Source organism: Sphingobium xenophagum (genome assembly GCF_031457465.1).
Lineage (GTDB): Bacteria > Pseudomonadota > Alphaproteobacteria > Sphingomonadales > Sphingomonadaceae > Sphingobium > Sphingobium xenophagum_A.
Window position 1 is genome coordinate 85,121 of record NZ_JAVDWV010000005.1, and the last position, 26,076, is coordinate 111,196.

General features: G+C 65.5%; 20 protein-coding genes. 2 read left to right on the top strand and 18 right to left on the bottom strand.

Annotated features, from left to right (window positions below):
- Nucleotides 1-9: 9 nt before the first annotated feature.
- The gene (locus J2W40_RS06235; RefSeq protein WP_310222754.1) at nt 10-1,257 is read right to left on the bottom strand and encodes a threonine ammonia-lyase; all 1,248 of its coding nucleotides are present in this window, start codon (nt 1,255-1,257) and stop codon (nt 10-12) included.
- A 97-nt stretch (nt 1,258-1,354) separates the two neighbouring features.
- On the opposite strand from J2W40_RS06235, the gene J2W40_RS06240 reads away from it, so the two are divergent.
- Nucleotides 1,355-2,224, top strand: coding sequence for an NAD(P)-dependent oxidoreductase (locus J2W40_RS06240; RefSeq protein WP_310222756.1), 870 nt, complete (start codon nt 1,355-1,357; stop codon nt 2,222-2,224).
- Between the two features lie 110 nt (nt 2,225-2,334).
- A complete protein-coding gene (locus tag J2W40_RS06245; RefSeq protein ID WP_310222758.1) occupies nt 2,335-4,026 on the top strand; it encodes an amidohydrolase in 1,692 nt (563 codons plus the stop codon).
- A gap of 6 nt (nt 4,027-4,032) precedes the next feature.
- On the opposite strand, the gene J2W40_RS06250 is transcribed toward J2W40_RS06245, so the two are convergent.
- The 17 genes from J2W40_RS06250 to J2W40_RS06330 form a co-directional block, all read right to left on the bottom strand.
- Nucleotides 4,033-5,781, bottom strand: a complete 1,749-nt coding sequence (locus J2W40_RS06250; protein WP_310222760.1) for an MFS transporter — start codon at nt 5,779-5,781, stop codon at nt 4,033-4,035.
- Nucleotides 5,778-6,524 carry an FkbM family methyltransferase gene (locus tag J2W40_RS06255; RefSeq protein ID WP_310222762.1) on the bottom strand — a complete coding sequence of 249 codons (747 nt, stop codon included), beginning with the start codon at nt 6,522-6,524 and terminating at the stop codon, nt 5,778-5,780. Before J2W40_RS06255 ends, J2W40_RS06250 begins: the two co-directional genes overlap by 4 nt.
- Nucleotides 6,521-7,666, bottom strand: coding sequence for a glycosyltransferase family 4 protein (locus tag J2W40_RS06260; RefSeq protein WP_310222764.1), 1,146 nt, complete (start codon nt 7,664-7,666; stop codon nt 6,521-6,523). The genes J2W40_RS06255 and J2W40_RS06260 overlap by 4 nt, the downstream gene beginning before the upstream one ends.
- Complete coding sequence (locus J2W40_RS06265) at nt 7,663-8,940, bottom strand: hypothetical protein (protein ID WP_310223043.1); 1,278 nt, start codon at nt 8,938-8,940, stop codon at nt 7,663-7,665. Before J2W40_RS06265 ends, J2W40_RS06260 begins: the two co-directional genes overlap by 4 nt.
- Before the next feature lie 14 nt (nt 8,941-8,954).
- Nucleotides 8,955-9,707, bottom strand: a complete 753-nt coding sequence (locus J2W40_RS06270; protein ID WP_310222766.1) for a class I SAM-dependent methyltransferase — start codon at nt 9,705-9,707, stop codon at nt 8,955-8,957.
- A 230-nt stretch (nt 9,708-9,937) separates the two neighbouring features.
- The gene (locus J2W40_RS06275) at nt 9,938-11,065 is read right to left on the bottom strand and encodes a glycosyltransferase (RefSeq protein WP_310222767.1); all 1,128 of its coding nucleotides are present in this window, start codon (nt 11,063-11,065) and stop codon (nt 9,938-9,940) included.
- 2 nt (nt 11,066-11,067) lie between these two features.
- Nucleotides 11,068-12,417, bottom strand: coding sequence for a sugar transferase (locus J2W40_RS06280; protein WP_310222769.1), 1,350 nt, complete (start codon nt 12,415-12,417; stop codon nt 11,068-11,070).
- Between the two features lie 234 nt (nt 12,418-12,651).
- Nucleotides 12,652-14,547 carry an XrtA/PEP-CTERM system amidotransferase gene (locus J2W40_RS06285; protein ID WP_310222771.1) on the bottom strand — a complete coding sequence of 632 codons (1,896 nt, stop codon included), beginning with the start codon at nt 14,545-14,547 and terminating at the stop codon, nt 12,652-12,654.
- A gap of 10 nt (nt 14,548-14,557) precedes the next feature.
- Nucleotides 14,558-16,093, bottom strand: coding sequence for an exosortase A (gene xrtA, locus J2W40_RS06290; protein ID WP_310222773.1), 1,536 nt, complete (start codon nt 16,091-16,093; stop codon nt 14,558-14,560).
- A complete protein-coding gene (locus J2W40_RS06295) occupies nt 16,090-17,313 on the bottom strand; it encodes a TIGR03087 family PEP-CTERM/XrtA system glycosyltransferase (RefSeq protein ID WP_310222776.1) in 1,224 nt (407 codons plus the stop codon). Before J2W40_RS06295 ends, xrtA begins: the two co-directional genes overlap by 4 nt.
- A complete protein-coding gene (locus J2W40_RS06300) occupies nt 17,310-18,380 on the bottom strand; it encodes a FemAB family XrtA/PEP-CTERM system-associated protein (RefSeq protein ID WP_310222778.1) in 1,071 nt (356 codons plus the stop codon). The genes J2W40_RS06295 and J2W40_RS06300 overlap by 4 nt, the downstream gene beginning before the upstream one ends.
- A gap of 68 nt (nt 18,381-18,448) precedes the next feature.
- Nucleotides 18,449-19,513, bottom strand: coding sequence for a FemAB family XrtA/PEP-CTERM system-associated protein (locus J2W40_RS06305; protein ID WP_310222780.1), 1,065 nt, complete (start codon nt 19,511-19,513; stop codon nt 18,449-18,451).
- A gap of 2 nt (nt 19,514-19,515) precedes the next feature.
- Nucleotides 19,516-20,364, bottom strand: a complete 849-nt coding sequence (locus J2W40_RS06310; protein ID WP_310222782.1) for an XrtA system polysaccharide deacetylase — start codon at nt 20,362-20,364, stop codon at nt 19,516-19,518.
- A 26-nt stretch (nt 20,365-20,390) separates the two neighbouring features.
- Complete coding sequence (locus J2W40_RS06315) at nt 20,391-21,986, bottom strand: XrtA/PEP-CTERM system-associated ATPase (protein ID WP_310222784.1); 1,596 nt, start codon at nt 21,984-21,986, stop codon at nt 20,391-20,393.
- Nucleotides 21,987-22,011: 25 nt separating this feature from the next.
- Entirely contained in the window at nt 22,012-23,604 is a 1,593-nt protein-coding gene (locus J2W40_RS06320; protein WP_310222786.1) for a hypothetical protein, read from the bottom strand.
- Entirely contained in the window at nt 23,601-24,527 is a 927-nt protein-coding gene (locus tag J2W40_RS06325; protein WP_310222787.1) for a P-loop NTPase, read from the bottom strand. Before J2W40_RS06325 ends, J2W40_RS06320 begins: the two co-directional genes overlap by 4 nt.
- A 27-nt stretch (nt 24,528-24,554) precedes the next feature.
- Nucleotides 24,555-26,075, bottom strand: coding sequence for an XrtA system polysaccharide chain length determinant (locus J2W40_RS06330; protein ID WP_310222789.1), 1,521 nt, complete (start codon nt 26,073-26,075; stop codon nt 24,555-24,557).
- Between the last annotated feature and the right edge of the window lies 1 nt (nt 26,076).

A 26,076-nucleotide genomic window follows, 5' to 3' on the forward strand; every position in this document is an offset into this window, starting at 1 on the left:
TGCAGCCCGTCAGGCAACCTCGATCGGCGCGACTTCATAGCCTGCTTCGCCCAATGCCGCGATTAGCCGCTGAAGATGGGCGCGATCGCGCGTTTCGCACTCGACGTCGAGGCTCAAGCCCTTGGCCGGCAGGTTGGTGAAGATGCGCTGGTGCGCCAGTTCAAGGATGTTGACTGCTTCCTGATCGAAGATGCGGGCGACATGGAACAGCGCGCCGGGCCGGTCCTGCAGGATGATGCGCAGCCGCGCCAGCCGTCCCGACCGGGCGAGATCGCGCAGCAACACGTTGGCGAGCAGCCGGGTGTCGATATTGCCACCGGTCAGCACCAAGCCGACATTGCGCCCGACAAATTGTTCGCGATAGGTGAGCAACGCCGCCAGCCCCGCAGCGCCAGCGCCCTCAACGACCGTTTTTTCGATCTGCAGCAACAGGCTGAGCGCTTCTTCCAGCCGCCGTTCGGTGACCAGCAGCATGTCGTCGGCCAGCCGTTCGACCACGAGACGAGTGTTCTCGCCAGGCTGCTTGACCGCGATCCCCTCCGCCAGCGTGTCGCCATCACAGGGCAGATGCTCGCCCTTGATATAGTCGTACATCGACGGATAGAGTTCCGCCTGCACGCCGATCAGGCGAATGTCTGGCTTCATCGCGCGTGCCGCGGTCGCCATGCCGGAAAACAGGCCGCCACCACCGATCGGGATGATCAGTGTGTCGATTTCCGGCGCGTCCTCCAGCATTTCGAGCGCGACCGTCCCCTGTCCCGCCATGATGTCCGGCTCGTCGAAGGGATGGATGAAGGTCAGACCCTGTTCGACTTCCAGCAGGCGGGCATGGGCGTAGGCGTCATCGAATTTCTCGCCATATTGCACGACCGTTGCGCCATGGCCGCGCGTCTGCGTCACCTTGATGATCGGGGTGGTCAGCGGCATGACGATGGTGACCGGCACGCCCAGTCGCTTGCCATGATAGGCGAGGCCCTGCGCGTGATTGCCCGCCGACGCGGCGATCACGCCCTTGGTTTTGGAGGCTTCGTCCAGTTGCAGCAGGCGGTTGAGCGCGCCGCGCTCCTTGTAAGCAGCGGTGAACTGGAGATTTTCGAATTTCAGATAGACGTTGCAGCCGAGCATTTGCGAGAGCGTCTGGCTGATCAGCGTCGGCGTCTTGACGATGGCCCCTGCAATGCGGGTGCGCGCGGCGAGGACGTCATCGACGGTGATGGGCAGCGGCGGGGCGCTCTCGATCTTGGCAAGCGTGTTCATATGGTCGCGCCCTAACGCAAAATTGCGGTGGAAGAAACTGGCACTGTCGGAAAACTGCCCCTATGGCTGGTCGCCACGCACTTATCCTACGAGGCATATGGCTAACATCGCGTTTATCGGCCTGGGCGTCATGGGCGGCCCGGTTGCAGGACATCTGGCGAAGGCCGGGCACAGCCTGACCGTTTACAACCGCTCGATCGGCAAGGCGAAAAGCTGGGCCGAAGCCTATGGCGGGACGGTCGCGACCAGCCCGGCCAAGGCGGCGGAAGAGGCGGAAATCGTCATCAGTTGCGTCGGCACCGATGATGATTTGAGCCAGGTGACGCTGGGCCGAGAGGGTGCATTCCGCACGATGAAGCCGGGCAGCCTGTTCATCGACCATACCACCGTTTCCGCGCGGATCGCCCGGCAATTATTCGTTGAAGGCGAAAGCCGGGGCATCCACAGCGTCGATGCGCCTGTGTCGGGCGGACAGGCGGGGGCAGAGAATGGCCGGTTGTCGATCATGTGCGGCGGCACCGAACCGGCCGTGACGGCCGCAAAGATCGTGATGCAAGCCTATGCCGCGCGGATCGTCCATGTCGGCGGCGCAGGCGCGGGCCAGACGACCAAGATGGTGAACCAAATCTGCATTGCGGGCGTCTTACAGGGTTTGGCGGAAGCGATGCGCTTTGCGCAGGCGGCCGAACTGGACCTCGACACCGTATTCGAGGCGATTTCGGGCGGGGCGGCGCAAAGCTGGCAAATGGATAATAGATGGAAGACGATGGCGCAGGACCGGTTCGATTTCGGCTTCGCGGTGGATTGGATGCGCAAGGATCTAGGGCTGGCGCTGGAAGAAGCGCGAGCGAATGGCGCGACGCTGCCGGTGACCGCGATGGTCGATCAATTCTACGCCGATGTGCAGGCGATGGGTGGGCATCGGCAGGACACCAGCGCGCTGGTGCGACGGATTATCAAAGCGTGAATATTGCCCCCACGTCCGTTCGGGCTGAGCTTGTCGAAGCCGCCTTTGTGTCTGCACCTCGCTCGAAGAAAGGATGGCCCTTCGACAGGCTCAGGGCGAACGGAGTTGGGGTGTTGGGTTTGGGGCTGGTTGTCGCCCTTCCCCTCCCCGCTTTCGCATCGGGGGTGATCGACAATGTGAACGGGATCGCGGTCGATCCCACTGGCAAGGTCGTGCGTTTCGGTGCGCTGCTGATTGATGATGAAGGCAAGGTCGAGAGGCTGATTCCCGGCCGCTATCAGGAACCGGAATATAAAAGGCCCAAGAAGCCGAAACGGGGCCAGCCCTGGCCGGAGCCGCCCAAGGGGCTGTCGTTCAAGCTGGACGCGGGTGGCAAGACATTGGTGCCCGGCATGATCGATGCGCATGGCCATGTCATGAGCCTTGGCCTGTCGCTCATCACGCTAGACCTGTCGGACACGCGATCGCTGGAAGAGGCGCAGGCGAAGATCCGCGCCTATGCGCAGGCCAGTCCGGGTCGCAAATGGATTATCGGCACCGGCTGGAACCAGGAGCAATGGGGGCTTGGCCGCTTTCCGACGGCTGCCGAACTGGACGCGGCGGTCGGTGATATTCCGGTGTGGCTCTCGCGCGTCGATGGTCATGCGGGCTGGGCCAACAGCGCCGCGATCCGCGCGGCAGGCGTGACCGCCGCGACCAAATCGCCCGTGGGCGGCCGGATCGAGATGGCGGCGGGCAAGCCTGCGGGCGTGTTCGTGGACCAGGCGATGGCGCTGATCGAGAAGGTCGTGCCTGCGCCTGCGCCCAAGGATCGCGATATTGCGCTGGAAAAGGCGCAGCGCGCCTTGCTGGCGATGGGCGTCACCGGCATTGCCGACATGGGCACGAGCATCGAGGATTGGCAGGCGTTTCGCCGCTCGGCCGATCGCGGCGCGTTGCGCGTGCGCATAATGGCCTATGCGGCGGGGCTGGACAATATGACGCTGATCGCCGGGCCGGAGCCGACGCAGTGGCTGTATGACGACCGGCTGCGGCTCGGCGGGATCAAGCTGGTGCTGGACGGGGCGCTGGGGTCACGCGGGGCGTGGCTGAAGGCCGATTATGCCGATGCGCCGGGGCAGCGTGGCCTGCCGATGATATCGGCGACGCAGTTGCGCAACGTGATGAGCCGCGCCGCGATGGACAATTTCCAGATCGCCACCCATGCGATCGGCGATGCGGCCAATAGCGAAATATTGGATGCGATTCAGGAATTGTCGGAAACCTATAAGGGCGACCGGCGCTGGCGGATCGAACATGCGCAGATCGTCAGCCCGGCGGATTTGCCGCGCTTTGCCCAGTTCGGCATCGTCGCGTCGATGCAGCCGGTGCATGAAGCGTCCGACTGGCGCATGGCGACTGCGCGGCTGGGCGAAGCACGGCTGGGTGGGGCCTATGCGTGGAAGGCGATGCTCGACAATCGCGTGCCTTTGGCGTTCGGGTCTGACGTGCCCGTGGAAAGTCCCAATCCCTTTGCCGGGATCGCGGTTGCCATGAGCCGCGAAGATGCCAAGGGCGAACCAATGGGCGGGTGGATGCCGACGCAGCGGGTCAGCTTTGACGCGGCGCTCGATGGCTTTACGCGCCAGGCGGCCTTTGCCGGTTTTGCCGAAAAGCGTTTCGGCAGTCTGGTGCCGGGACAGCGCGCCGACTTCCTGCTGATCGACCGGGATATTTCAACCGCACGGCCAGCGGAGATTCGCGAGACTCAAGTGCTGGAAACATGGATCGGCGGCAAGCGGGTGCATGTGAAGGGGCAGTAAGCCCTTTCACATGGCGTTGTCGGCCGCGTTCAGCGCATCTTCGAAGGTTTCAGGCAGCGGCGGCTGGACTGGTTTGTCGCAGCCTTCTTCCTTCATATGCGCGCGCAGCGTGTCCATGCGGCTGAGGTTCCAGCGCGCGAGCGGCACGCCCAGCGGGCGAAATTCGGCGCGGTCGAACAGTTCGACGACATAGGATTTACAGAGTTCGTCGACCTGATCGAGCGTCAGCATGCCCAAGTTCATGACCATCGGCTTGCCCGGCACGCCGTTGCGGCCGCGCACCAGATCCGTGACGTACAGACCGCCGCGCGGATCGACCAGCACGACATCCGCTTGGCTCGAATCGATCAGCCGATGGCTGGCGGCATAGGGCGCGACGAAGGCGTGGGTGCGCCAGACGAGGAAAACACTCCCCAGCGCGGTGATGCACAGGCCGATGACCAGTGGGCGCAACGCATCTTGCGGGCGGAACCGCGCCCAGCCGAGGCCAGCTAGCAGGCAGAACGGCCCGATAAAGCCATGGGCATAGCGGAAGCCCCAGCCATAGCCCTGCGCCAGCGCCAACATGCATCCGGCGAAGCATCCGAGCGCTAGCGGCAGGGCGATCTCCTGCCCCCGGATCATGGTGCGCCAGCGCATCGCCGCCATGCCCAGCACCGTGAGCGGCACCATCAATATGTCATTCCAGGCAATATAGCGGCTGAGATTGACGAGCGGTTGCCAGCGGTCGCCCAGTCGCTGGAACAGGCTGCCAACCTTGTCGGCGACTCCGGCGGACGGGCGCACATCGGCGGGCGCGCCGAGCGCGTGCAGCAGAAATTCGGGCCAGAGCTTGGCCCAGACAATGACGATCGCCACCAGCGTCAGCGCGTGGAAGGCTGCGACCGTCCAGCGGCGGGCGAGCAGCATCCACAGGATGAAGGGCGCGATGAAGAGCGGCGGGAAATGCCATTGGTGCAGCCCCGCCGCGACCAAAGCGACGACGCCCGCGCTGCCATGGCCGAGTACCCCGCCACGCAGCACCAGCGCGAGCCAGATCATGTTGAGCGCGAAATGGCCGGTCATGGCGTAGGGCGTCATCGCCGTGATCCAGAGTTGGCTGGACGAACAGCCAAGCAGCACGGTCACCCATACCGCGTCCGGTCGATCCGGCATCAGCCGCAGCGCCACGCGCCATAGCGCAAGCAGCCCGGCCATCAGCAGCACCGGCCCGGCCAGATTGGGATCGCCCAATTGCCAGAACAAAGCCTGGATCGCGCTGTTCACGGGCAGATAGGCCGCGGTCCAATAATCCGCCGCGCCGAAGGGCGAGAAAAATTCGGGCATGATCGCCCGGCGATAGGGTTCCCATTCGACCGGGATCGGCCGGGCGAACATCCCTTCGCGCATATAGGCGGCGGCGAAGCGCGCGACTTCTTCGTCACGGGAAATGGCGTAATTTTGGAACAGGGCATAATGGCCCGCCCAGGCCGCCAGCCCCATGAGCAGGATCAGCGGCACGATGATCCGCGCGGTCGGGCGCGGCAGGCGGATGCCCTTCCCTTCCGCAAAGGGTGCGGCCAGCGCCAGCAGCAGCAGCGATCCGAGGAGGAGCGGAAAATCCTGATCCAGGAACAGGATGACCGGCAGGCTCAAGCCCTGCCGCCAGGTGACGTGCCAGACGAAAGTGGCACCCAGCCAGAGCGTCAGGCCGATCGCGCCGGCCAGGAACAGGCGGCGCGCGCTCACGAAGCTGGTCGCCCCGCCCCCGATCACGCCGCGACCAATGTCCGGTTGACGAAGATGCCGTCCATTTCGACCAGCAGCGGGAAATGGCCCTTATTATTGGCGAAGAAGGCCGAAGGCACGAAGGCGCGCGCTTCGAGCCAGTCGATCATGGTGCGATAGCCGGTGCCGCCTTCGTAAATGGGGCGGACGCCGAGTTCGGTCTGGATGCCCAGCATCTGCGTCAGTGCGCCGCCCGCGCCTTCGCACACTGACAGGTCGTGGCCCTGCGTGTCCATTTTCAGGAATGGGCGGGTAAATCCATGCTGCGCCACCAGCTCGGGCAATAGCGTGTCGAGGCGGCGGCATTGCATCGCGACCGTCTTGGTCACCTTATTGCGATCAGCGAAAATGGCATCCTGCTCGCCCGACGGGGCTTTGAGCGAGGAGAATTGATCGGCGGCCATGATGTTGAAACTGGCGGTGCCATCAAAGTCGGAGAGCGCCATGTTGAAGACGTGCCAGCGGCGGTCGGACGCGGCGTGGCGTTGCAGCTCGGCGAACACATCGGGGTTTGGCTCGAAGGACAGGATCAGTCCCTTATAGCCCGCATCCTTGCGCAGCATCGTTGCATATTGGCCGCGATTGGCACCGACGTCGAACAGGCAATCGACCGCGAAGGTCGAGAGGAATCGCTTGAGCGCCTGGATTTCGGGATATTGATGCACGCGCCCGGCCAGTGCCAGACGCACCGCCAGCTTGCGGTCGGACAATTCGCGCCAATAGCGGTTCATGCGCGTGCGGCCAGCATGGATTGATAGATGTTCATCGTCGCCACCGCCATGTCGTTCCAGCTTCCCATATCATCCCCATAGGCGCGTGCCGCTACGCCCTGTGCCTGCCTGATGGCGGCGCTTTGCACCAACGGCAAGAGCGCTGCGGCCAAAGCGGGGGCATTCCCCGCCGCCGCCCGGATCGCCACGCCGTCGGGCAATTGCCCGAACATGCCCGCGTCCGACGTCACCATCGCCTTGCCATGATGGAGCGCCGAGAGGAAGGCACCGCTTGAATCGATATGGCGATAGGGAAAGACCATGATGTCGGCGCGGGCCATATGCGCGTCGAGGCGGCCTTCGGTCAGGAAGCCGAAATCAGTCAGCAGCCGGTCGGCAAAGCCTGCATCGGCTACCCTTGCCAAGAGTGGCGCGACGTCCATGAAGGGCTTGCCCGCGAGCATGAGGTCGAAGTCATGGCCGTCGCGCCAGAGCGAGAGGCAGGCGTCCACCGCGAGGTCTACGCCCTTATAGGGGCGGATCGTGCCGAAGAAGAGCAGGCGCGGTTTCGTCGAGGCGGGTACGGCGGCGAGGTCGGCGGCGCTGGCGGATGCCAGCCGCATCGGCGGGTGCGGGGTGATGTGGATGCGGGCGGGGTCGACGCCTTGTGCGATCAGGGCGGCGCGGGTGGTGTCACCATGGACGATCAGGGCGTCCATGCCGTCGAGCAAGGCGCGATAGCCCCGGCCCTGCAGCCCGGCATCGGCATGATAGGCGTCGGCATTATGGACGGTGTGGACCAGTGCGGTGCGCCCCTTGAGACGGTGCAGCATCAGCCGGTCTGCGGGGGCGAGTGGGAGCCATTGGATATGGGCCACATCGGCGGCAATTAAGGGCGTGAGGTCGCCCAGGGCGCAGGCCAGCCCGTATTCCGCTGCCTTGGTCAGGCGAAAGGCGCGGCCATTGCCTAGCCGGTCGCGCAGTTTTTCGCTGCGGCGGAAGAAATGGGGCATATAGGCATAGCCGTGCGGCACGATCGCATCGGTTGTGCGCATGGGGCGGCCGAGCAGCGTGACGTCCGCACCCTGCCCCGCCAGCGCCGCGCACAGGCTGTCGTCATAGCGCCCGGTGAAGAGCGAGGGATCAAGCATCGCGACCTTCATGCCCGCGCCAGCCTGTGGAGCGAGAGCAAATGCAGGATGGCCGCGCCGGTGAGTGTCAGCGTGTAGAGACTGAGGAAAGCGAGGTCGAAGCCTTGTGGTGCCAGCGCCAAGGCCAAGGGCGCGCTGGCGAGCGATCCGGCGAGGAAGGGCAGTGAGCGATGCAGCAGGGTCGAGAAGCGGCCGAGCGCGCCCTGCACATAGACTGAGACACAGATGATCGTGAGCGCGGCCAGGGCGGCTACGATCAGGGCGAGTTCCGTCCGGTCGATCATCGCACGACCGTCGAACAGCGTGGCGAACAGCCAGTCGCCCACGCCTAGCAGAAGGGCCGACAGCAAGACGGCAAAGACCAGGCCTGCGCCGAGCGAGCGAGCGAGCAACTGGCGCAACCGTGTGCGGTCACCCGCATGATAGGCGCGGGTGATGCGGGGCAAGGCGGCCTCCACGACGGCGCGGACCAGCATCGAGAGGGCGCGCGACATTTTGAAGAAGAAGTCGAAGATCAGCATCGGGCGGGCGTCGGACGTGGCCATGGCGATGGTGAAATAGGGGGCATTATAGGCGATGATGTCGGACGCGGTGAAGGCCGCCGATGCGCCGATGTCGCGCAGATAATGGGCGCGGACATGGCCGCCGCCGACGCGAAAGGCGAGCCAGTGCCGGGCGGTCATGCCCAACCGCCGGTGGACATGGGCGATGGCCCAGCCGATGACGAGTAGGCTGACCGCCAGTTGCAGCGCGATCGACAGGCGCGGGTCCAGGCCCAGGAGGATGGCGAGCAGCAGCGCAATGGTCACCACCCGCCGTCCGCAATCGAGCGCTTCCCACAAGAAATTGCCGTCCACTGCCGCCAGCGCCCGCTTGGCCAGCAAGGCAGGCAGATTGAGGCAGGCGGACAGGAAGAAGAGCAGGAACAGCAGCGGCATCGCCGTGTCGAACCAGCCCAGCGCAAGCGCCCCGATCAGGATTGCCGTACCGCCCGCGACGATGAGGCCAAGGAACAGGAACAGCACGCCCATTTCCTCCAGCCGGAAGCCGCCATCGGCCTGATCGCCGCCCAGCCAGTGCCGCCGCAGCCGCGCGTAGATGATGCTGGTCAGGCCGAATTCGGCGGAAATGGTGAAGTTGCCGAACGCGACCAGCAGCAGGAAGGCCTGAAACTCGGCCAGCGGCAGCACGCGGACGAAGACGAAGGTGACGGCAAAGCCCCATATCAGCACGAGGCCGACATTGGCGAGTTTGACCAGCGCGAGGATGCGGGCGGATGCCTCCATCCGCGCGAGAATGCTCACCGCGTAGCGGCTCCGCCGGGCTTGCGGGCGCGGAACAGCCGGTCGTCCAGCGCGTAATAGTGGCGCGCGGCGACGTCGATGCTGCTGGCGTCAATCTCTTCCAGATCGAAGCCTGCGGCGCGGATGCGGTCGGCGAAATCCGGGCCATATTGGCGCACATGATCCCACTGGCCAAAGCGGCGCTCGCGTTCGCGCGGGGGGATGTCGAAACTGCCATCCTCGGTCGCTTTGGCCCAGAGCGGTACGATCAACCAGGCTTCGCCGCCCGGCTTCAAGGCGCGATAGATGTTGCGCAGCACGGCCATGTCGTCAGGCACATGCTCCATCACATGGCTGGCGTAGAACAGGTCGTAGCGGTCGGTGACCGCGAGTTCCATCAGGTCCACCCGCGCCATGTTGGGCACGGTGTAGCGCGACGGATCGAGATCGGCGGGCATGTAGTAGGTCGCGGCGGAGAAGCGGCGGACGAGGCTGGCTTCATTGGGCGCCATGTGCAGGATCGCGCCTTCCACTGGCACGGCCAGGCGGCCATTGGCGATCAGCCAGTTCATCAGCCGTTCGCGCGGCGATGCGCCACATTCCGGGCAGCCCCATTCGCCATTGTCGCCATAGCGGAAGAAACCCACGACGGTCGCGCCACAGGCCGGGCAACCGCGCTTTCGCCGTGCGCCCAGCGCCTTGCGCGCCTGGAGCGAGGTTCGGGTCAGATGCTTGCCGACGGCCTTGGCCACCCGCTGAACAGTAATCACGTCATTCTCCGCTTGGGAACAAGGGATGGGCTATACAATATCGCAGGCGTTTGACGAGGGGGTGAGAGTGGCTTTGTATATTCGGAAGGTGAAGCGGCAAAGGCATCCTCCCCTTGTAGGGGAGGTGGCAGGGCATAGCCCTGACGGAGGGGTGTCACGCTATAGATAGGGTAACATCCCTCCACCGCCTTCGGCGGTCCCCCCTCCCCTTACAGGGGAGGATTGAGCAATTAGCGTGACTTGGCGGGATTCCAGGTCGTCACGGTGCGGCCGGTCATGGCTTTGACCACGCCCTGCAAGGTGGCGGCATAGGCTATCATGATGTCCACCAACGCAGCGAACGGCCCGCTTTTCGCGCGCACTCCGGCCCAGATAGTCAGGGCGACGGCCAGTGCGCCGACCATGTAGAGCATGGGCGAAATCCGCATCGCCAGCGTGCCCGCCGCGACAGCGCCGGTGAGGATGAAGATGCCGCCGAACCAGCGGACGATCTTGCGCGAGGCATATTTGAAGCGGTCGATAGCGCGCATTTGGCGCAGTTGCGGGCGCAGATGGACATGGGTGTGCCAGGCGCGGGCGGCGATGCGCACCTTGCGGCGATATTCGTCCTTGCGTCCCGTCACCAGCCGTTCGCGGGCAATGACGTCCCTGGCCTTGATCAGGCGCTTGCCCGCGAACACCACCGCCATCGAGACAGTGAGGTCATCGAGCACGCTGTCGGGGAAATCGGGATAGAGGTTGCGGCGGATGGAGAATATCGAGCCGTCGGCGCCCAGCACATTGCCGGTGCGCGATTCCTCGTCTTTCAGCCGTTCCTCGATCCGCCAGTAGAGCGAGCCGACCGAGGCGGTCGCGCTTTCGTCCGCGCCGATATAGTGGAGCGACCCTAACACGCCGCCCACGTCCGGGTCGGCATAGCGGGCGAGCAGATTGTCGATCGCGTCGCCGTCCAGCAGGACATTGGCGTCGGTGAAGACCAGCACGTCGCCACGGGCGCGGGCTGCCAGTTGCTTCATGCCATGCGCCTTCCCGCTACGGCCGGGGCCACGGATCAGGGTGACGAGATCGCCTTGCGCCGCGATCAGGTCGCCGGTGCCGTCGGACGAGCCATCGTCGAAAGCGAGGCACTCAAGCCCCGAATGGCGCGCCTTGAGCATGGCGATATTGGCGAGCTTTTCCGGCATCGCATGGGCTTCATTATAGGCGCAGAAGAGCAGTGAGGCGCTGGGCGGTGTGATCGCCACCGGTGCTTCGGGAAGCGTCGGTAAAGCGCGCAGAATCAGGGGGTAGAAGAGGAAGGGCCACAGCAAAGCGAACAGCGAAGCGGACAGTAGAACGCCTATTAGCAGGTCGGTCATGCTTAGTAGGCCTTGGGATGGACGAGGACGCCCAGGGTCGCGACGATGATGCGCAGGTCGCGCCAGACCGACCAGTCGCTGACATATTCGAGGTCCGATTGGAGCCGGTCGATCAGATCCTGATGATGGTCGGTCGATCCGCGATGGCCGCGCACCTGGGCGAGGCCGGTCATGCCGGGTTTGATGCAATGGCGCGCCCAATAGCGGGGGTCGACTTCCCAATAGAGGCTGTCCCCTGCCCGCGCGGCGGCGGCATGGGGGCGCGGGCCGACGATGCTCATACCGCCTTCTAATACATTGAAAAGTTGAGGTAATTCGTCGATGCTGGTCCTACGCAGGAAGGCACCGATCGGGGTCACGCGATCATCGTCGCGCTTGGTCAGAGTCTCGGCCTTTGTGTCGCTGGCCTCTGTCCGCATCGAACGGAATTTGTAGATGGAGAAGGAGCGGCCATCCTTGCCGATGCGCGGCTGGCGGAAGAGGATGGGACCGGGGCTGGTCAGCTTCACCGCCAGCGCCGCGCCGATCAGGATGGGCGAGAGCAGGATGGTGGCAACGGTGGCAACGATCAGATCGAACAGCCGCTTGATCAGCCGGTCGCGGAATTGCAGCGGGCCGCCCGCGACGATGATGGTCGGCTGGCCGTCAAATTCGGCGACGCGCGCGGGGGCGAAACGCAGCAGTTCGGGCACCACGATCTCGCCACGGGCGGACAGCGATTTGAGCGCCGCCGACCAGTCGGCCATCCGGTCGAGCGGACAGGCAACGATGACGCGCTCGGCCATGCCGACCGCGCTCGCCAGCCGCGCTGCCATGTCGGCATCGTGGCGTTCGGGGCGCAGGTCGATGGCGGCGGCTTCGATGACGGTCATGTGCGGCCCGGTGGCAATCATCACGCCATCCATGATGACGACGGTGAGGTCGGGCACGTCGCCCAGCACCTGACTCGCCAGCCGCGCGATCGCGAGGCGCACCAGCGCGACGGCAAGGCCGCCCAGGCCAAGGCCGGCGACGAAGGTGAGGCGCGACAATTGTTCGGCCATCTTGCCTAGATAGACGATCAGCAGCATCAGCAGCGCCGCCTGCACCAGCGCCCAGAGCGCGCGGACGATGCCGCGCCGGACATTGTTGATGCTCTGAATGCCATAACCGCCGCCCTGCACCGCCAGCAGCGCGTAGAGCGGCGCGATCATCGCGAACATGACGAGGCCGTGCGGCTTGCCCGGCTCGCCCCACAGCGCGCCCAGCACGAACCAGTTGGCGGCGAGGAAAGCGCAGAACAGCCCGGCCATGTCCCCGCCCAGGCACAGCGCATAAAGCCGGAACCGCACGATTTCCTTGGAAACTGTCACTGCTGCGCCCTGATCATCGCCATGCGCCCCGTTGGCACCGGGCGGCGCGGGTTGCAAGGGGGTGGGCGTCGCAGTGTCCGCTCTTGTTCATCCTCCCCTTGCAGGGGAGGTGTCTGGCCGAAGGTCAGACGGAGGGGTGTCCCGCCATCGATAGGGGGACACCCCTCCGTCAGCACTGCGTGCTGCCACCTCCCCTTACAGGGGAGGATGCGGCTAGGGTCGATCGCGTGGACCCTACACCCCGAACAATCGCGTCAGCGACTTGTCGAGCATCAACAGTTGCCACAGCAGGCGGCCATGGTCGGCGACACCGGAGCGGTGGTCGGTGGCGATGCGGGCGAGCATGGCGCTGTCGAACCATTCGGTGCGGGCCAGGGCCGATCCGCCCGCGATGGCGGTGGCTTCGCCTGCGAGCGCGCCACGGAACCAGGCGCTGATGGGCGTGACGAAGCCCATTTTCTGGCGATAGAGTATGTCTTGCGGCAGATAAGGCTCCATCGCCTTTTTCAGCAGATATTTGCCGCTATTGCCGCGAATGCGCTGGCTGACCGGCAGGCGCGCGGCAAATTCTACGAGGCGATGGTCGAGCAGGGGTTCGCGCGCTTCTAAACTGACGGCCATGCTCATCCGGTCGGTCTTGGTCAGGATGTCGCCGGGCAGCCAATATTTGATGTCGGCATATTGCGCGCGGTCGAGCGCGTCGCGCGCGGGCGCGTTGGCCATCGCCTTCACATAACGATCTTCGGCGCGATAGCCGCCGAGCCGGCCCTTCACCTCCTGCGTGAAGAGGCGCTGGCGCAGGGCGTGGGGGGTGACACCGACCGATGCGGCATAGGCTTCGCCGCCGCTGCCCGCCAGTTCGAGGAAGGTGGATTTGGCCCGCAGGGCGCGCGGTGCCCAGTCGGCCTTGGGATAATATTTGCCGAGCATTCCGAACAGGGGTTCGCGGATCGACGCGGGGATGAGGCCGCGAATGCGTTCGCCCTGCATCTGAAAACGATGACGGCGATAGCCCGCAAAGGCTTCGTCCGCGCCGTCGCCCGACAGCGCGACCGTCACCTGCTCACGCGCCAGTTCGCATACGCGGAAGGTGGGCAGCGCGGAGGCGTCGGCGAAGGGTTCGTCGAAATGGAAGGCGAGCCGGTCGATCAGGCCATAATCGTCGGGCGAGACGATGCGGCTGCGATGATCGGTGGCGAAGCGGCGGGCGATGCGGTCGGCATAGGCGGTCTCATCGAGCGCGGCGACGTCGAAGCCTATGGTGCAGGTCTTGACCGCCTGCGAGGAGGATTCGGCCATCAGCGCCACGACGCTGCTGCTATCCACACCGCCCGACAGAAAGGCACCCAGCGGCACGTCGGCAACCATCCGCGAGCGAACGGCCTGCCGCATCAGGGCGACCAGTTCTTCTTCCTGTTCCTGCGGCGAGGATTTGGTGCGGTCGGCGAAGCTGACATCCCAGTAGCGTTGCGGCTGGGGCAGGGGGCGGCCGCGCACCAGGCGGAGCGTTTCGCCCGCGCCAAGCTTGCGCACGCCCGCGACCAAGCAGGCATCGTCGGGGACATAGCCATAGGCCATATAATCTTCGAGCGCGGACAGGTCCGGCGCGCGGCGCAGCAGCGGATGGGCGAGCAGGCTTTTGAGTTCCGATCCGAAGATCAGGCTGCCATCGGATAGCAGGGCATAATGGAGCGGCTTGACCCCCAGCCGGTCACGCACGAGCCAGAGCGACTGGGCGCGGGCGTCGAACAGGGCGAAGGCGAACATGCCGTTGAAACGGTGAACGCACTCCTCGCCCCATTGGCGATAGCCGTGGAGGATGACTTCGGTGTCGCTGTGGGTGCGAAAGACATGGCCCTTCGCCTCCAGTTCGGCGCGGACTTCAGCGAAATTATAGATTTCGCCGTTGAATATGACCGCGAGGGCCTCGTCGTCGGTCAGCATCGGCTGCGCGCCCGACTCCAGATCGATGATCGAGAGGCGCAGATGGCCCAGCCCCACGCCCGGCGCGGTCCAGATGCCGCTGCCATCCGGGCCGCGATGCGGCATGGCGTCGAGCATGGCGCGCACGCGCGCGGGATCGACCGGCTTGGCCGTTTCCAGATGAAAGATACCCGCTATGCCGCACATGCGAACCTCCCTAGCGGATGCCCGCGCTGCGGTCAGCCAAAAGCTGTATGTCGCCGATATTGGTCAGGAAGGCGCGGATCGCCGCATCGGCGCGCGCGCCCTGCCCTTCTTCGGCGGAGATGAGGATGGCGACGGCGCGCTGGTCCTGCCCCAGCAGCCGGGCCTTCATCGTGGCGATCTTGACGCCCGGTCGGCTGCCGGTCGGGGGGGTGCCGCCAACCACATAATAGCTCACGACCTGACGCACGACCGGGCCGGGCGCGGTAATCTGTTCGCCGCGCGCATCGTGCGGCGCGCGCGCGGGCGAGGACCAGACCCATTGGCTGTCGGGATCGGCCGCACCCTGGCCAAAGCCGACGAGTTCGCGGGTCTCTTCCTGCCGGTCATAGGCGATGATGGCGAGGTCGACGACCTGGCCGTCCGCATTGCGATAACGGCCGAAGACGAAATGATCGGCCCCATCGAAGCGCGGTTTCCAGGGATAGGCCATGGGCGTGTCGCTGCGAATCCAGCCGGGCACGGCGGGCAGGTCGATCCGGGGCGGGAGCCGCTCAGCGGTCGCAGCGGTGGTCGCGAGCCAGAGCGGCGCGGCGACGATCAGCGCCAGCGCGCCGCCCGCCACCCGTCCGGCCGACCGTTGCGGCGGGGTTTCGGGCTGGAGGCGGCGCGGGTCGAACCAGGGATCGCCCGGCTTGCGATCAAAGAAAGGCCAGGCGGTTGCCATCACCACGATCATGATGATCGCGAAAAAGACCCAGCCATAGACGACATGGTCGAAGCCGACCGCCGCATCAATGGTGGTCAGGTGCGCGACCAATATGGTGGCGAAGGCGCGCACACCATTGGCCAGGATGGAGAGCAGCAACGCGCCGCTCATGAAGATGATGCGGCGCGGCCAGGTGCGAAAACAGACATTGCAGACGAGGACGCCATAGGCCGTCATGGCGATCAGGAATTTCGCACCCGAACAAGCCTCCGCCACTTCGAAATAGCCGGTCGGCGTCGTGATGAAGATGCCCTCCATATGGGCGGGTACGCCCGACAGGTCGAGGAAGAACATCGTCAGATGCGCCGTCACCAGTTGCAGCGGCGGCACGAGTTCCTCGCCGAAGGGCACCATGAAGAAGGCGTAGAAGAGCGGGAAGATGAGCGCGCGCGTGACCGCCGGGCCGAGCAACGCGATGGTTGCGCCCTGCAACATCAGGATCAGCGCGCCGTGGCGGACCATGGCGACGCCGGCCGCCGCGCCCAGCAACCAGGCAAGCGCGCCCAGCCCCAGCCAGATCAGGCCCGGTGCCCAGGCGACCGGCTCCATCTGGCGCAGGCCGGGCAAGCGCTGCTGCACCAGCCAGGCGATGAGCGGCGGGATGAACAGGCAGTGGCCGAAGGTGGAGGAATGCCACCAGATCGCCGCCATCGACTGCACATCGGCGAAAAAGAGGGTCAGGATCGAGAAGGCGACGACGCCGAGCGCGGTCAAATGGCCCCGCCATCCGGTGAGATCGACAAGCGGCGGTTGTGCCATGGACAAGGTCTGGCCGGTCATGCGGCACGGCTGTCCGCTAGGGGGCCAAATAACAGGTCGGGCAGATGGGCGAGCGTGGCCGACCAGCGGTAGCGGGCTTCCATGCGCGCGCGGGCAGCGATGCCGAGTTGGGCCGCGCGGGCGGGATCGGCGAGCAGAGCGTTGATCCTGGCGCCTTCTTCGGCGGGGTTGGCGGCGATCAGCAGGTGCAGGTCATCCTGCGCGTCGATGCCTTCGGCGGCTTGGGGCGAGGCGACGACCGGGCGAGCCATCGCCATGGCTTCCAGCACCTTGTTTTGGATGCCGCGCGCGATGCGTAAAGGGGCGACGACAATGTCGGCCGCCGCCAGCCAGCCGCGCACGTCGGGCACGCCGCCGGTGACGATCACGCCGGGATGGGCGGCGAGCGCTTCGACCGCCTTGGACGGGTTGCGGCCGACAATGGCGAAGCGGGCGTTGGGATGGACAGTGCGGATGGCGGGCAAGGTCTGGCGCGCGAAACTTTCGACCGCCTCGACATTGGGGCGATAGTCCATCTGGCCTGTGAAGACGAGCAAGGGGCCATCGCCATGGTCCACCGGGGGGAAATCAGCCGCGGGGTCGAAATAGTCGAGCGCCACGCCGTTTTCGAGCGGCACGATGCGGTCAGGGCCAAGGCCGCTGGCGGCGCGGAACAGGGCTGCTTCGGCTTCGCTGACGAAGGTGGAGATGTCGGCGCGCGCGGCGACGCGGCGTTCGAAGTCGAGCAGAACGCGGCCTTCGCGCCGGTTGATCCAGCCCATCGGTCCCGACCCCTGCGCGCCATAGGCGGCATATTTGGCCGAATCGAAATCCACGAAATCCATCAGGAAGCGGACGCCGGGCGGGAGCGTGGGCACGAAATGCGCCATCTGCGCCGAATAGGCTACGACGGCGCGAATGGGATGGTCGGCCAGAGTCTGCGCGACCCACTGGTGCAGGCCGGGATGGTCGAACAGCGACACGAGCAAGGGTTCGCGCTTGGCGAGGCCGGTGAGGCCGGCCACGATCTTGGACTTGTCGCGCCGGAGCAGGCAGTGGCTCTGCGCAATGGCGGCCAGTTCCCCGGCAAAGCCCATGTCGCGATCATCATCGGCGAAGCAGCCGACATGGACGGGGGCGACCTGCGCCAACCGCTTGAGCAGGTTGCACGAGCGGATCTTGTCGCCCCTGTCCGGCGGAAAGGGGATGCGATGGCAGAGGAAGAGGATCTCGCCCGTCATCCAAGGCCCCGCGCGATATGCGGGCCGATGAGCGTGGCGAGGCTTTCGGGGAGCTTCTTCCAATATTCGACCTTCCGCCGATATTGGGGTGAGAGCGGATTGACGTCGCGCGTCTCCTTGCCCGGCGCGGTGCGCAGATGATAGCCGAGCGGTTCGCCCTCGAAGCCCCAGGTCTTTTTCCAGGCGGCGGGGCCGGTGCCGACCTTCGACCGGCCGAAATCGAAGGTCGTGCAGCCGCGTTCGCGCGCCTGGCGCATCAGCAGGAAATAGAGCGCTTCATTCGAGCGCATGGTCCGCGCGCCATCGGCCGCGCCATGCCAATAGGGCATGCACGCGCCACCATGATAAAGGCTGATGACCGCCGACAGGGGCTGGCCGTCTTTCGACACGACCGCAATGTCGGCGTCTTCGCCGAGCCGATCCAGCACGCCATCGAACAGGGCGCGGGGGAAGACCGGGGTGCCCAGATGATGGACGCTATGGGCGTAGAGGCGGTAATGGATGTCGCGCAGCCGCTTGTCGCGGCCGCTTTCGAAGACAAGATCGTTGGCGAGGCCTTTGCGGATTTCGGCGCGGTGGCGTTTGGGCACGGCCTTGAGTTCTGCTTCGTCGTCGGCGGCGAGCGGGCGCGAGAAGCCGAGATAGGCGTCGGCTTTTGCCTGCCAGGCGAGACCGGCTGGCGCTTCGCCGCCGCGCAGTTCGAGCGTCGTGCAACCAAGCTTCTGCGCCAGCGTCCAGGCGGCGTCGGCCAGCATCTCGCCTGCCTTGCGGTGGGTGGTGAGGATGCCGCCGTCGACCGCAAAGCCGCTGCCGACCAGGGCGCGGCCGAACAGCATCGAGCGGATATAGGTGAGCGGGAGGACGCCGACGATCTGGCTGCCCAGCCGCGCCACCAACAGCCGGGCCTTCTGACCCGTGCCATGTTCAACCCCCATGATCCAGCCGGGACGATGGAAAGGCGTCGATTGCGGATGGGCGCGCACCCATGCGTCGATTACGGCAACCTCTGCCGCATCGGCAAGGCGCGCCTCTTCGACGAGGAGGCCGACCTCGGTTATCCCTTGCATGAACATGACGTCCTAGTCCCCCCGACCCCCGCCGGTCCCATGGGCCAGCATAGCATAGATTTCCCGTTTCATCCCAGGCCGCGCGCGATGAGCGGGCCGACCAGATTGGCGACCGGCAGCGGCAAACGCTTCCACAAGGCAATGCGGCGCTGATATTTCTCGCTGTGCGGGTTCACATCGCGCCGCGCGCCATCGGGAGCCCATTCGTGATAGACCAGAGGACGCGGCTCGAAACCGAAACTTTTTTTCCAGGCCGCCTGCCCACTGCCGACCTTTGACCGGCCGAAATCGAACATCGTCATACCGCGTGCCCGGCCATGCCCCATCAGGCGGTAATACATGAGTTCATTGGAGCGCAGACGCCGCGCCTCGGCGAGGCCACCGCCCCAATAGGGCATGACCCGGCCGTTATGATAGAGCGTCAGCACCGCCGAGACGGGCCGGTCGCCGTCGCGCACGATCAATATGTCCGCATCCTCGCCGAACCGATCCAGCACGGCGCGGAACAGGCGCGCGGGGAAGACCGGGGTGCCGAGGTTTCGGACGCTGGTGGCGTAGACGCGATAATGGTCACGCAAATGCCGTCGAGTGCGGCCGATGTCGATCGCCAAGGCGGGGTTAGCGAGCGCCTTGCGCAGTTCGGCGCGATGCTTGCGCGGGACGGCCAGCAATTCCGCATCGTCATCGGCAGCGATCGGCCGGACGAAGCCGACATGCTGGTCGGCGCGCTGTTCCCATGTCGGGCCGGGGCACGGTCCGCCGCGCAGTTCGAGCGACAGGCCGCCACGGTCATGGGCGAGATGCTCGGCCGCGCTGACGAGCGCTGCCGCGACGCGATCATTGTCCGCCAACAGGCCGCCATCGACAGCGAAGGCGGTCGAGACGAGCGCCTGCCCGAACAGGCGGCTGCGCACATGATGCAGCGGCAACAGGCCGCTGATGCCGCCCGAATGGCCGACTGCCGCCAGAAGCAAGGCGGCGTTGGCGGTGCCGTCCTGCACGGCCAGCAACCAGGCCGGGCGGTGAAAGGGGGTGCCGTCGGCATGGGCCATGACATAGGCGTCCACCGCCCCTGCCTGCGCCGGATCGGACAGGTCCATCAGCGTGATGAAGGGTGTGACAGCCTGCCCCATCGTCAGGACGCCCGCGCCGCTTCGGCGTCGGCCAGCGCATCGACCCGTGTCCAGGCGAAGTCGCGCGTCAGGCGGCGCAGCTTGGCGGCCATGACCGAGAGATTGCTATAATGGCGCAGGCGCGAGCGCAGCGGTGCGTCAGCGACGCGCGGCTGGTCCGGGTCGATTTCCCACGGGTGGAAATAGATGATGGCGGGCCGCCCCGCTTGATCGTTGACCTGGCGGATCGCCCAGCGCGAAAATCCATAGGGGAGCAGGCGGAAAAAGCCCCCTCCCCCCGCCGCCAGCGTGCGATTGCCCAGTTTCGCCGTCGTCACCGGCAGCTCGACCAGATCGGACCCCGGCACCGGCTTCCACGCGAAGCGCGGGGATTCGGGCCAGCCATAATGGTCATGCCGGATCGGCGCGACGCTGGAAGAATAGCGATAGCCCTCCTCCGCCAAAATGGGATGCGCCCAAGGCGTGCGGGTGTCGATCGAGAAACTGGGCGCGCGATAGCCGGTGACGCGCTGGCCGCTGGCATCCTCCAATATGGCGCGGGCCTTGCGCAGGTCGGCGCGGAAGGCTTCGGGGGTGAAGGTGAAGACGCGGCCATGGTCATAGCCATGGCTGGCGACCTCATGTCCGGCGTCGGCAATGCGGCGCATAAGCGCCGGATAGCGTTCGGCGACCCAGCCTAGGGTGAAGAAGGTCGCCTTGACGTCCGCCTGCGCGAACAGGTCCAGCACCGCGTCGGTATTGCGCTCGACCCGGTGGGTCAGCCCGTTCCAATCGGCACGACGGATCGTGCGCTCGAACGCGCCGACCTGGAACCAGTCCTCGACATCGACCGACAGGGCGTTCTGCATCATTCTTTCAATTCCCGCGCGTCTGGCCGTCAGGCGGCGACGCTATCCTGCGTCACCCCCGCCATGCGATCTTCGCGTTCGACCCAATCGACCAGCAGCGTCAGCACGCGGCGGAGCGCGGTATCCTGTTCCTCGGCGCGAAATTCCAGCGAGGATAGTCGTTCCTCGATCAGGGTGAAGCAATCCTTGAGCGCTTCGGGATCAATCGTCTGGGCAGGAACGAACGGCACATGCGCTTGCACCGCGCGCAGCGAGGCGATTTCAGCGCGGAGCGCTTCGATCTCGCCCAGCATGTCGTGGCGCAGCATCTCGACGGACTGGGCGTCGATGGTATCGGGCTGTTCCGCTTCGGCTTCGTGGAGGTCGGCGATCCTGGCGTCCAGCGCTTCGGCGAGGTCGGCTTCGGGCTGGTCGTCATCCTCGTCAACAACGTCCACCTCGACGGGTGGTGCGAAAGGTGCGCGCTGCATCGACCAGTCCTGCTGATCGTAGGGCGAGGTGAAGTCGCCAAGCGTGGCGTCGCCCTGTGCAAGGCTGTCTTCGAGCGCAATCGGTTCTTCTTCGATCGCTTCGTCCACGATCTCAGCATCCTGTGTGTCGGAGGCCAAGGGCCAGCTCTCGTCGATCATATCCTGTTCTTCCTCGACTTCGGCGACGATCTCGTCCGCTTCTTCGACTGTTTCCAGTTCTAGCTGCGCGGTGTCGTCTGCTACGTCGGCTTCCGCTTCGGCTTCCGGTACAATTAGGGCAGTGTCCTCACCAACATCTTCGACATCGTCCAGTGCGGAGGGCGTCATCGCCGTTGGCGTGACGTCGATGTCCAGACCCATGTCGGCGACGACCGCCTGCACCACATCGGCGTCGATCGCTTCCAATTGCTCGATCGCGCCCATCAGCAGGACGCGGCTGACCAGTGCGTTCAGGCGGCGCGGCACGCCGCCGGTCGCGGCATAGAGGGCGGCAAAGGCGTCGCGGCTGAAGATCGGGCGACCGTCCCAGCCCGCCACCGTCAGGCGGTGAATGACATAAGGCTCGACTTCATTGGCCATCATCGGTTCGAGATGATGGGTGGCGATGACGCGCTGGCGCAACTGTTCGAGCTGCGGCGATTTGAGCAAGTCGCGAAATTCGGGCTGGCCGAGCAGGAATATCTGGAGAAGCGACTGGCCGCCAAGCTGGAAATTGGACAGCATCCGCAACTCCTCGATCGCCGAGACCGCCAAATTCTGCGCCTCGTCCACGATCAGGAGGGTGCGCCGTCCGGCACGCGCCTGCATGTGCAGATAGGCTTCCACCTGTTGCAGCGTTGCAGCCTTGGTCATGCCTTCGGTCGCGAGGCCGAAGCTTTGCGCGGCGAGGCGCAGCATGTCGTCGCCCTGCACCTGGGTCGAGACGATCTTGACGGCGGTGAGGCGCGAAGGGTCGATCGTCTGCATCAGATGGCCGACCAAAGTGGTCTTGCCCGCGCCGATGTCGCCGGTGATGACGATGAAGCCTTCGCCCTGCGCCAGGCCATAGCCGAGATAGGATAGCGCCTTGCGGTGCGTGGCACTTTCGAAATAATAATGCGGGTCGGGCGTTAGCTGAAACGGGCGACCCTGCAATCCGTAGAATTGATCGTACATATCTTCGTCTCCCCAGGCCGACCCGTTAGAAGCTGTAGCGCAGGCCGACCTGGCCCAACGCGCTGATGATGGTTTCGAAGTCGTCTGCCTGCACACCGTCCAGCCCGACCGAGGCCGAAGCCGACAGACGCCGGGTCAGATTCTTGTAATAGCTGGTAAATGCACCGAAGTTCAGGACATCCAGCCGATCGCCGCTGGCGTCGAAATAGTTGATGTAGGTGACAAGGTCGATGCTGTCGCTGTCGCTGAACATATAGCTGACCGAGCCGTTGCCGTACCAGTTCTGATCACGCGATCCGCTGATCAGCACGCTCTGGCCCTGCGGCGTGATGAACTTGCGCTGCGAATAGCCAGCGCCCAGGCCCCAGCCCCAAGGTCCACGCCGCAGCGCATATTGGGCCGCGACCCCACGATAGCGGAAATTGGCGTCAGTGATGCCCGACAGCGAATCGTTGAAACACTGGCCTCCGCCGGTGGTCGAGAAGGCGCAGCCGGTGAGATCGCCGGTGAAGGGATTGCGCACGACATTGAGGCTGCTGCCCGACACGGCCGCGACATCGGCCATGATCATGCGGCCGAAACTGTCGATGCCATCGAAGACCATGAGGCCGAAGCTGCTGTCCTGACCCTGCCAGGTGAAGCTGCCCTGATAGGTCATGCCGCCATAGCGTTCGCCCACCCGCGCGGTCAGCGAGGTGCGGCGGCTGGGCCGCCACAAGACGCCGACATCCCAGATGATATCGTCGAAATTATAGACCAGCGCGCGCGGCGAGCTTTTGTCAGTGACGTAGCGGCCGTTGCGGATCAGTGGTACGCCCTCGTCCGTCAGTTGCGGCGAACGCTGGCTGATCTCGATCTTTTCATAGCCGATGCCGCCCAGAAGCGCGACGGTGCGCGAGACTGGCAGGGTCGCGTCCAGACGACCCCAGGCATTTTCGAACCGCTGGTCGAGCTGGCTGGCATCTTCGCGATTATAGCCGGCGCTGGCGGTCAGGCCGACCGGCAGCACTGTGCCCGGCCCGAAGCCGACCGAGCCAAGGAGGCTGTGCGTCCAGCTATCGGCGAAGGAGCCGGCGCGCCCGCCCAGGAAATCGGCATTGACGCTGTCTTCCACCCGCGCATAGCCCAGTTGGTAGGAGCCGTTGACGGTGAAGTCGCCGACCTGCGTCGTGTAGGACGGGCCGATATAACCGGCATAGACCTGGCTGGTGAAGCTGTTGTCGTTAAGCGATGTCGCGCCCGACAGCCCATCAGTGCGCACCCGCGTCGCCAGACCGCCCGCATTGAGCGAAAGGCCGCGCGCCAGATTGACGCGCGCGCTGGCGATGCCGCTCAGCACGTCCTGATCGGGTGCCTGGCTGCCCCAGCCGAAGCTGTGATTATATTGGACATCGACCACCGCTTCGACCCGGCGATTCTGCACTTCGGCGGTCAGGCCAGCCGTGACATTGGTATAGGTCAGCACGTCGCCGCCGCCCTTGAGCGGGGCCATCACCACCTGGTCGATGCCGATATAGGGCGTCACGTCCATCCGGCGCTGCGCATCCTGCGCCAGCGCGGGAACGGCGGCGGCGGCCAGCGCGACGAAGGACGCGCCGCTGATCCAGTAACGAGTCATGAGCGGGGTTCCCCCTTGGCATAATAGCTGCCGAAGCGGCGGCCGCCGCCGGTGAAGCGGACGGCGTTAATCAGAAGCTGGACCTGCGCTCCGCCCTTGAGCAGGCCGATCGCATCGCGCACGGCGGCTTCGCTGGTCTTGTCGGCGCGCACCACCAGCAGGGCGATGGCGACATGGCTGGCCAGCACGGCAGCGGGCGAGGCGGCGAGCAGCGGCGGCGAGTCGAAGACGAGGATGCGGTCGGGCCGACCTTCGGTCAGACGCGCGAGCAATTGTTCGGTGCGGGCGGAGGAGAGAAATTCGGTGTCCGCGTTACTGCGCTGTCCGGCGGGCAGGATCGACAGCGAGGGGATGTCCGTGCGGATCACGCAATCCTCGATCGCCACCATCGGGTCGGCGAGCGCGTCCATCAGGCCGGGGCCAGCCTCCAGCCCCAGTGCGGCGGGGATGCCGGGCTTGCCGAAATCGGCGTCGATCAGCAGGATTTCGCGGTCCTTTTCGGCCGCGAGGCTGAGCGCCAGGTTGATCGCGCAGAAGCTCTTGCCATCGCCGCTATGCGGCGAACAGACGAGGATGCGGTTGCCGCGCTTATTATCCTGTAGCTGCGCCAGCAGGTCGCGCTTGAGCAGGCGGAACTCCTCGCTCATCGCGGTGACGGGGCCGTCGGGCTGGAGCAGGCCTGCTTCGGCGAGTGCAATGCGGTCGATCGGCTGGATGGGGCCGGTCCAGGGCAAGGCGCGGAAGCCCGTCGGCGCGGGGGCCAGCGCGGCGGGCGCGACGGCAACCGGCGCGGCGAGCGGCGGCGCATCGGCGGGCATTTCGACGGCAGGCGCGGCGCGGCCGCGCAGGGCGGCGCTGAAATCATAGATTTCGGTGGCGCGCTCGATCAGCGATCCGCCTTTGATGGGGCTATGCTGGTTCATGTTTCCTGGTTCCTTCACGCCCACATCTCAAGCCATGCCACGCTGGACAAATTCGACGACGATCAGCAGCAGGCAGACCGCCGCCAAGCCGCCACTGGCGCCCGCAAACCATTTCATCCGCTGTTTTTCGACGGCGACCTGCGTAGCGCTGACCGCCTGGCTGATTGATCCGGCGACCGGCAGGCCGATGGCGCGTTCCAGACGGGCGGCGGTGGGGAATGTTCCCTTGAGCTGGCCCATGGCGAAAGCGACGCCAACGCCCGCAGCAATGCCGACGATCAACACGCCGAGCAGCAGCAGCGGCCGGTTGGGCGCGGTCGGCGCGGTGGGGATGCTGGGCGGGTTGATGACGCGGAACTGGACCGATCCGGTTTCCGACTTCACCTCGCCACGCAGGCGGATTTCCTCGCGGTCGGCGAGCAGCTTGTCATATTGGGTCTTGAGCACTTCATAGTCGCGGTCGAGCTTTTCCTGCTCTGACGCGATGCCCGGTTCGTCGACCTGCTTGGCCATCATGGCGTTGAGGTCGGCCTGCAACTGTGCCTTGCGGGTGGAGAGCGCCTGCACCGTCGCAGCGCGTTCGGCCTGCATCGACTTGATCGACAGATAGGCGGGATTGGGCGTGCCACCGCCGCCTGCGCTGCCGCCGCCACCCTGACGGCGCAGGGCATCGACTTCGCGTTGTGCCGCGATCACGTCGGGATGGTCGACGGTCCAGCCGCGCGCGCGCATGCCCGCGAGGTTCGACTGAGCCTGGCTGAGCGCCGAGGGGCCGCCCGCCGCGCCGACGCCCGGCAGGCTTTGCGGGGTGCCCGCCAACTGGCCGTTCATCGCGCTCAGGGCGCTTTGTGCCTGCACCAGTTGTGAGTCGATCTGGTTGATCTCCATCCGGGCGGCATCCATGCGCTGGCTGATGGAGCCTGCGCCGGGCAATAGCCCGACATAGCGCTGGGCAAATTCGACGCGGCGCTGGTCAGCGGCCTCCATCTGCTTGCCGCGCGCTGCGACCTGCTGGTCAAGGAAAGCGAGGCTCTGCTTGGTTTGCGTCCGGTCGCCCGACAGATTTTCTTCCTGGAAGATGTCGATCAGCTTTTGCGCCACCTGCTGCGCGATGCGCGCGTTCGCACCGTCCGACAGGCTCGAATCGGCGGACTTGGCGCTGATGTCGATCATGCTGGGGTCGGCCTGCGCCATCACGGTGATATTTTCACGCAGCGTCGTGATCTTGGCGGCGACGTCGCGCGGGCCGGAGACGCCCTGCGACAGATCGGTTTCGCGCACGACCTTTTCGAGATTTTCGGCGCTGGCCAGCGTGCTGCGCACGCGCTCCAGTTCCTGCTGCGACTGGACCTGGGTGATGCCGACCTTGTCCTCCAGCAACGACTGGGTGCTGACATAGACCCGCGCCTTCGATTCATAGCTGTTGGGGATCAGCGCCACGCCGAGCCAGCCAAGCATGGCCACGCCCCAGGCGACGCCCAGCGCGATCCAGCGGCGGCTCCATATGCCATGGAGCAGGACCAGCAATTCGTCGTAAAGACCGGCCATA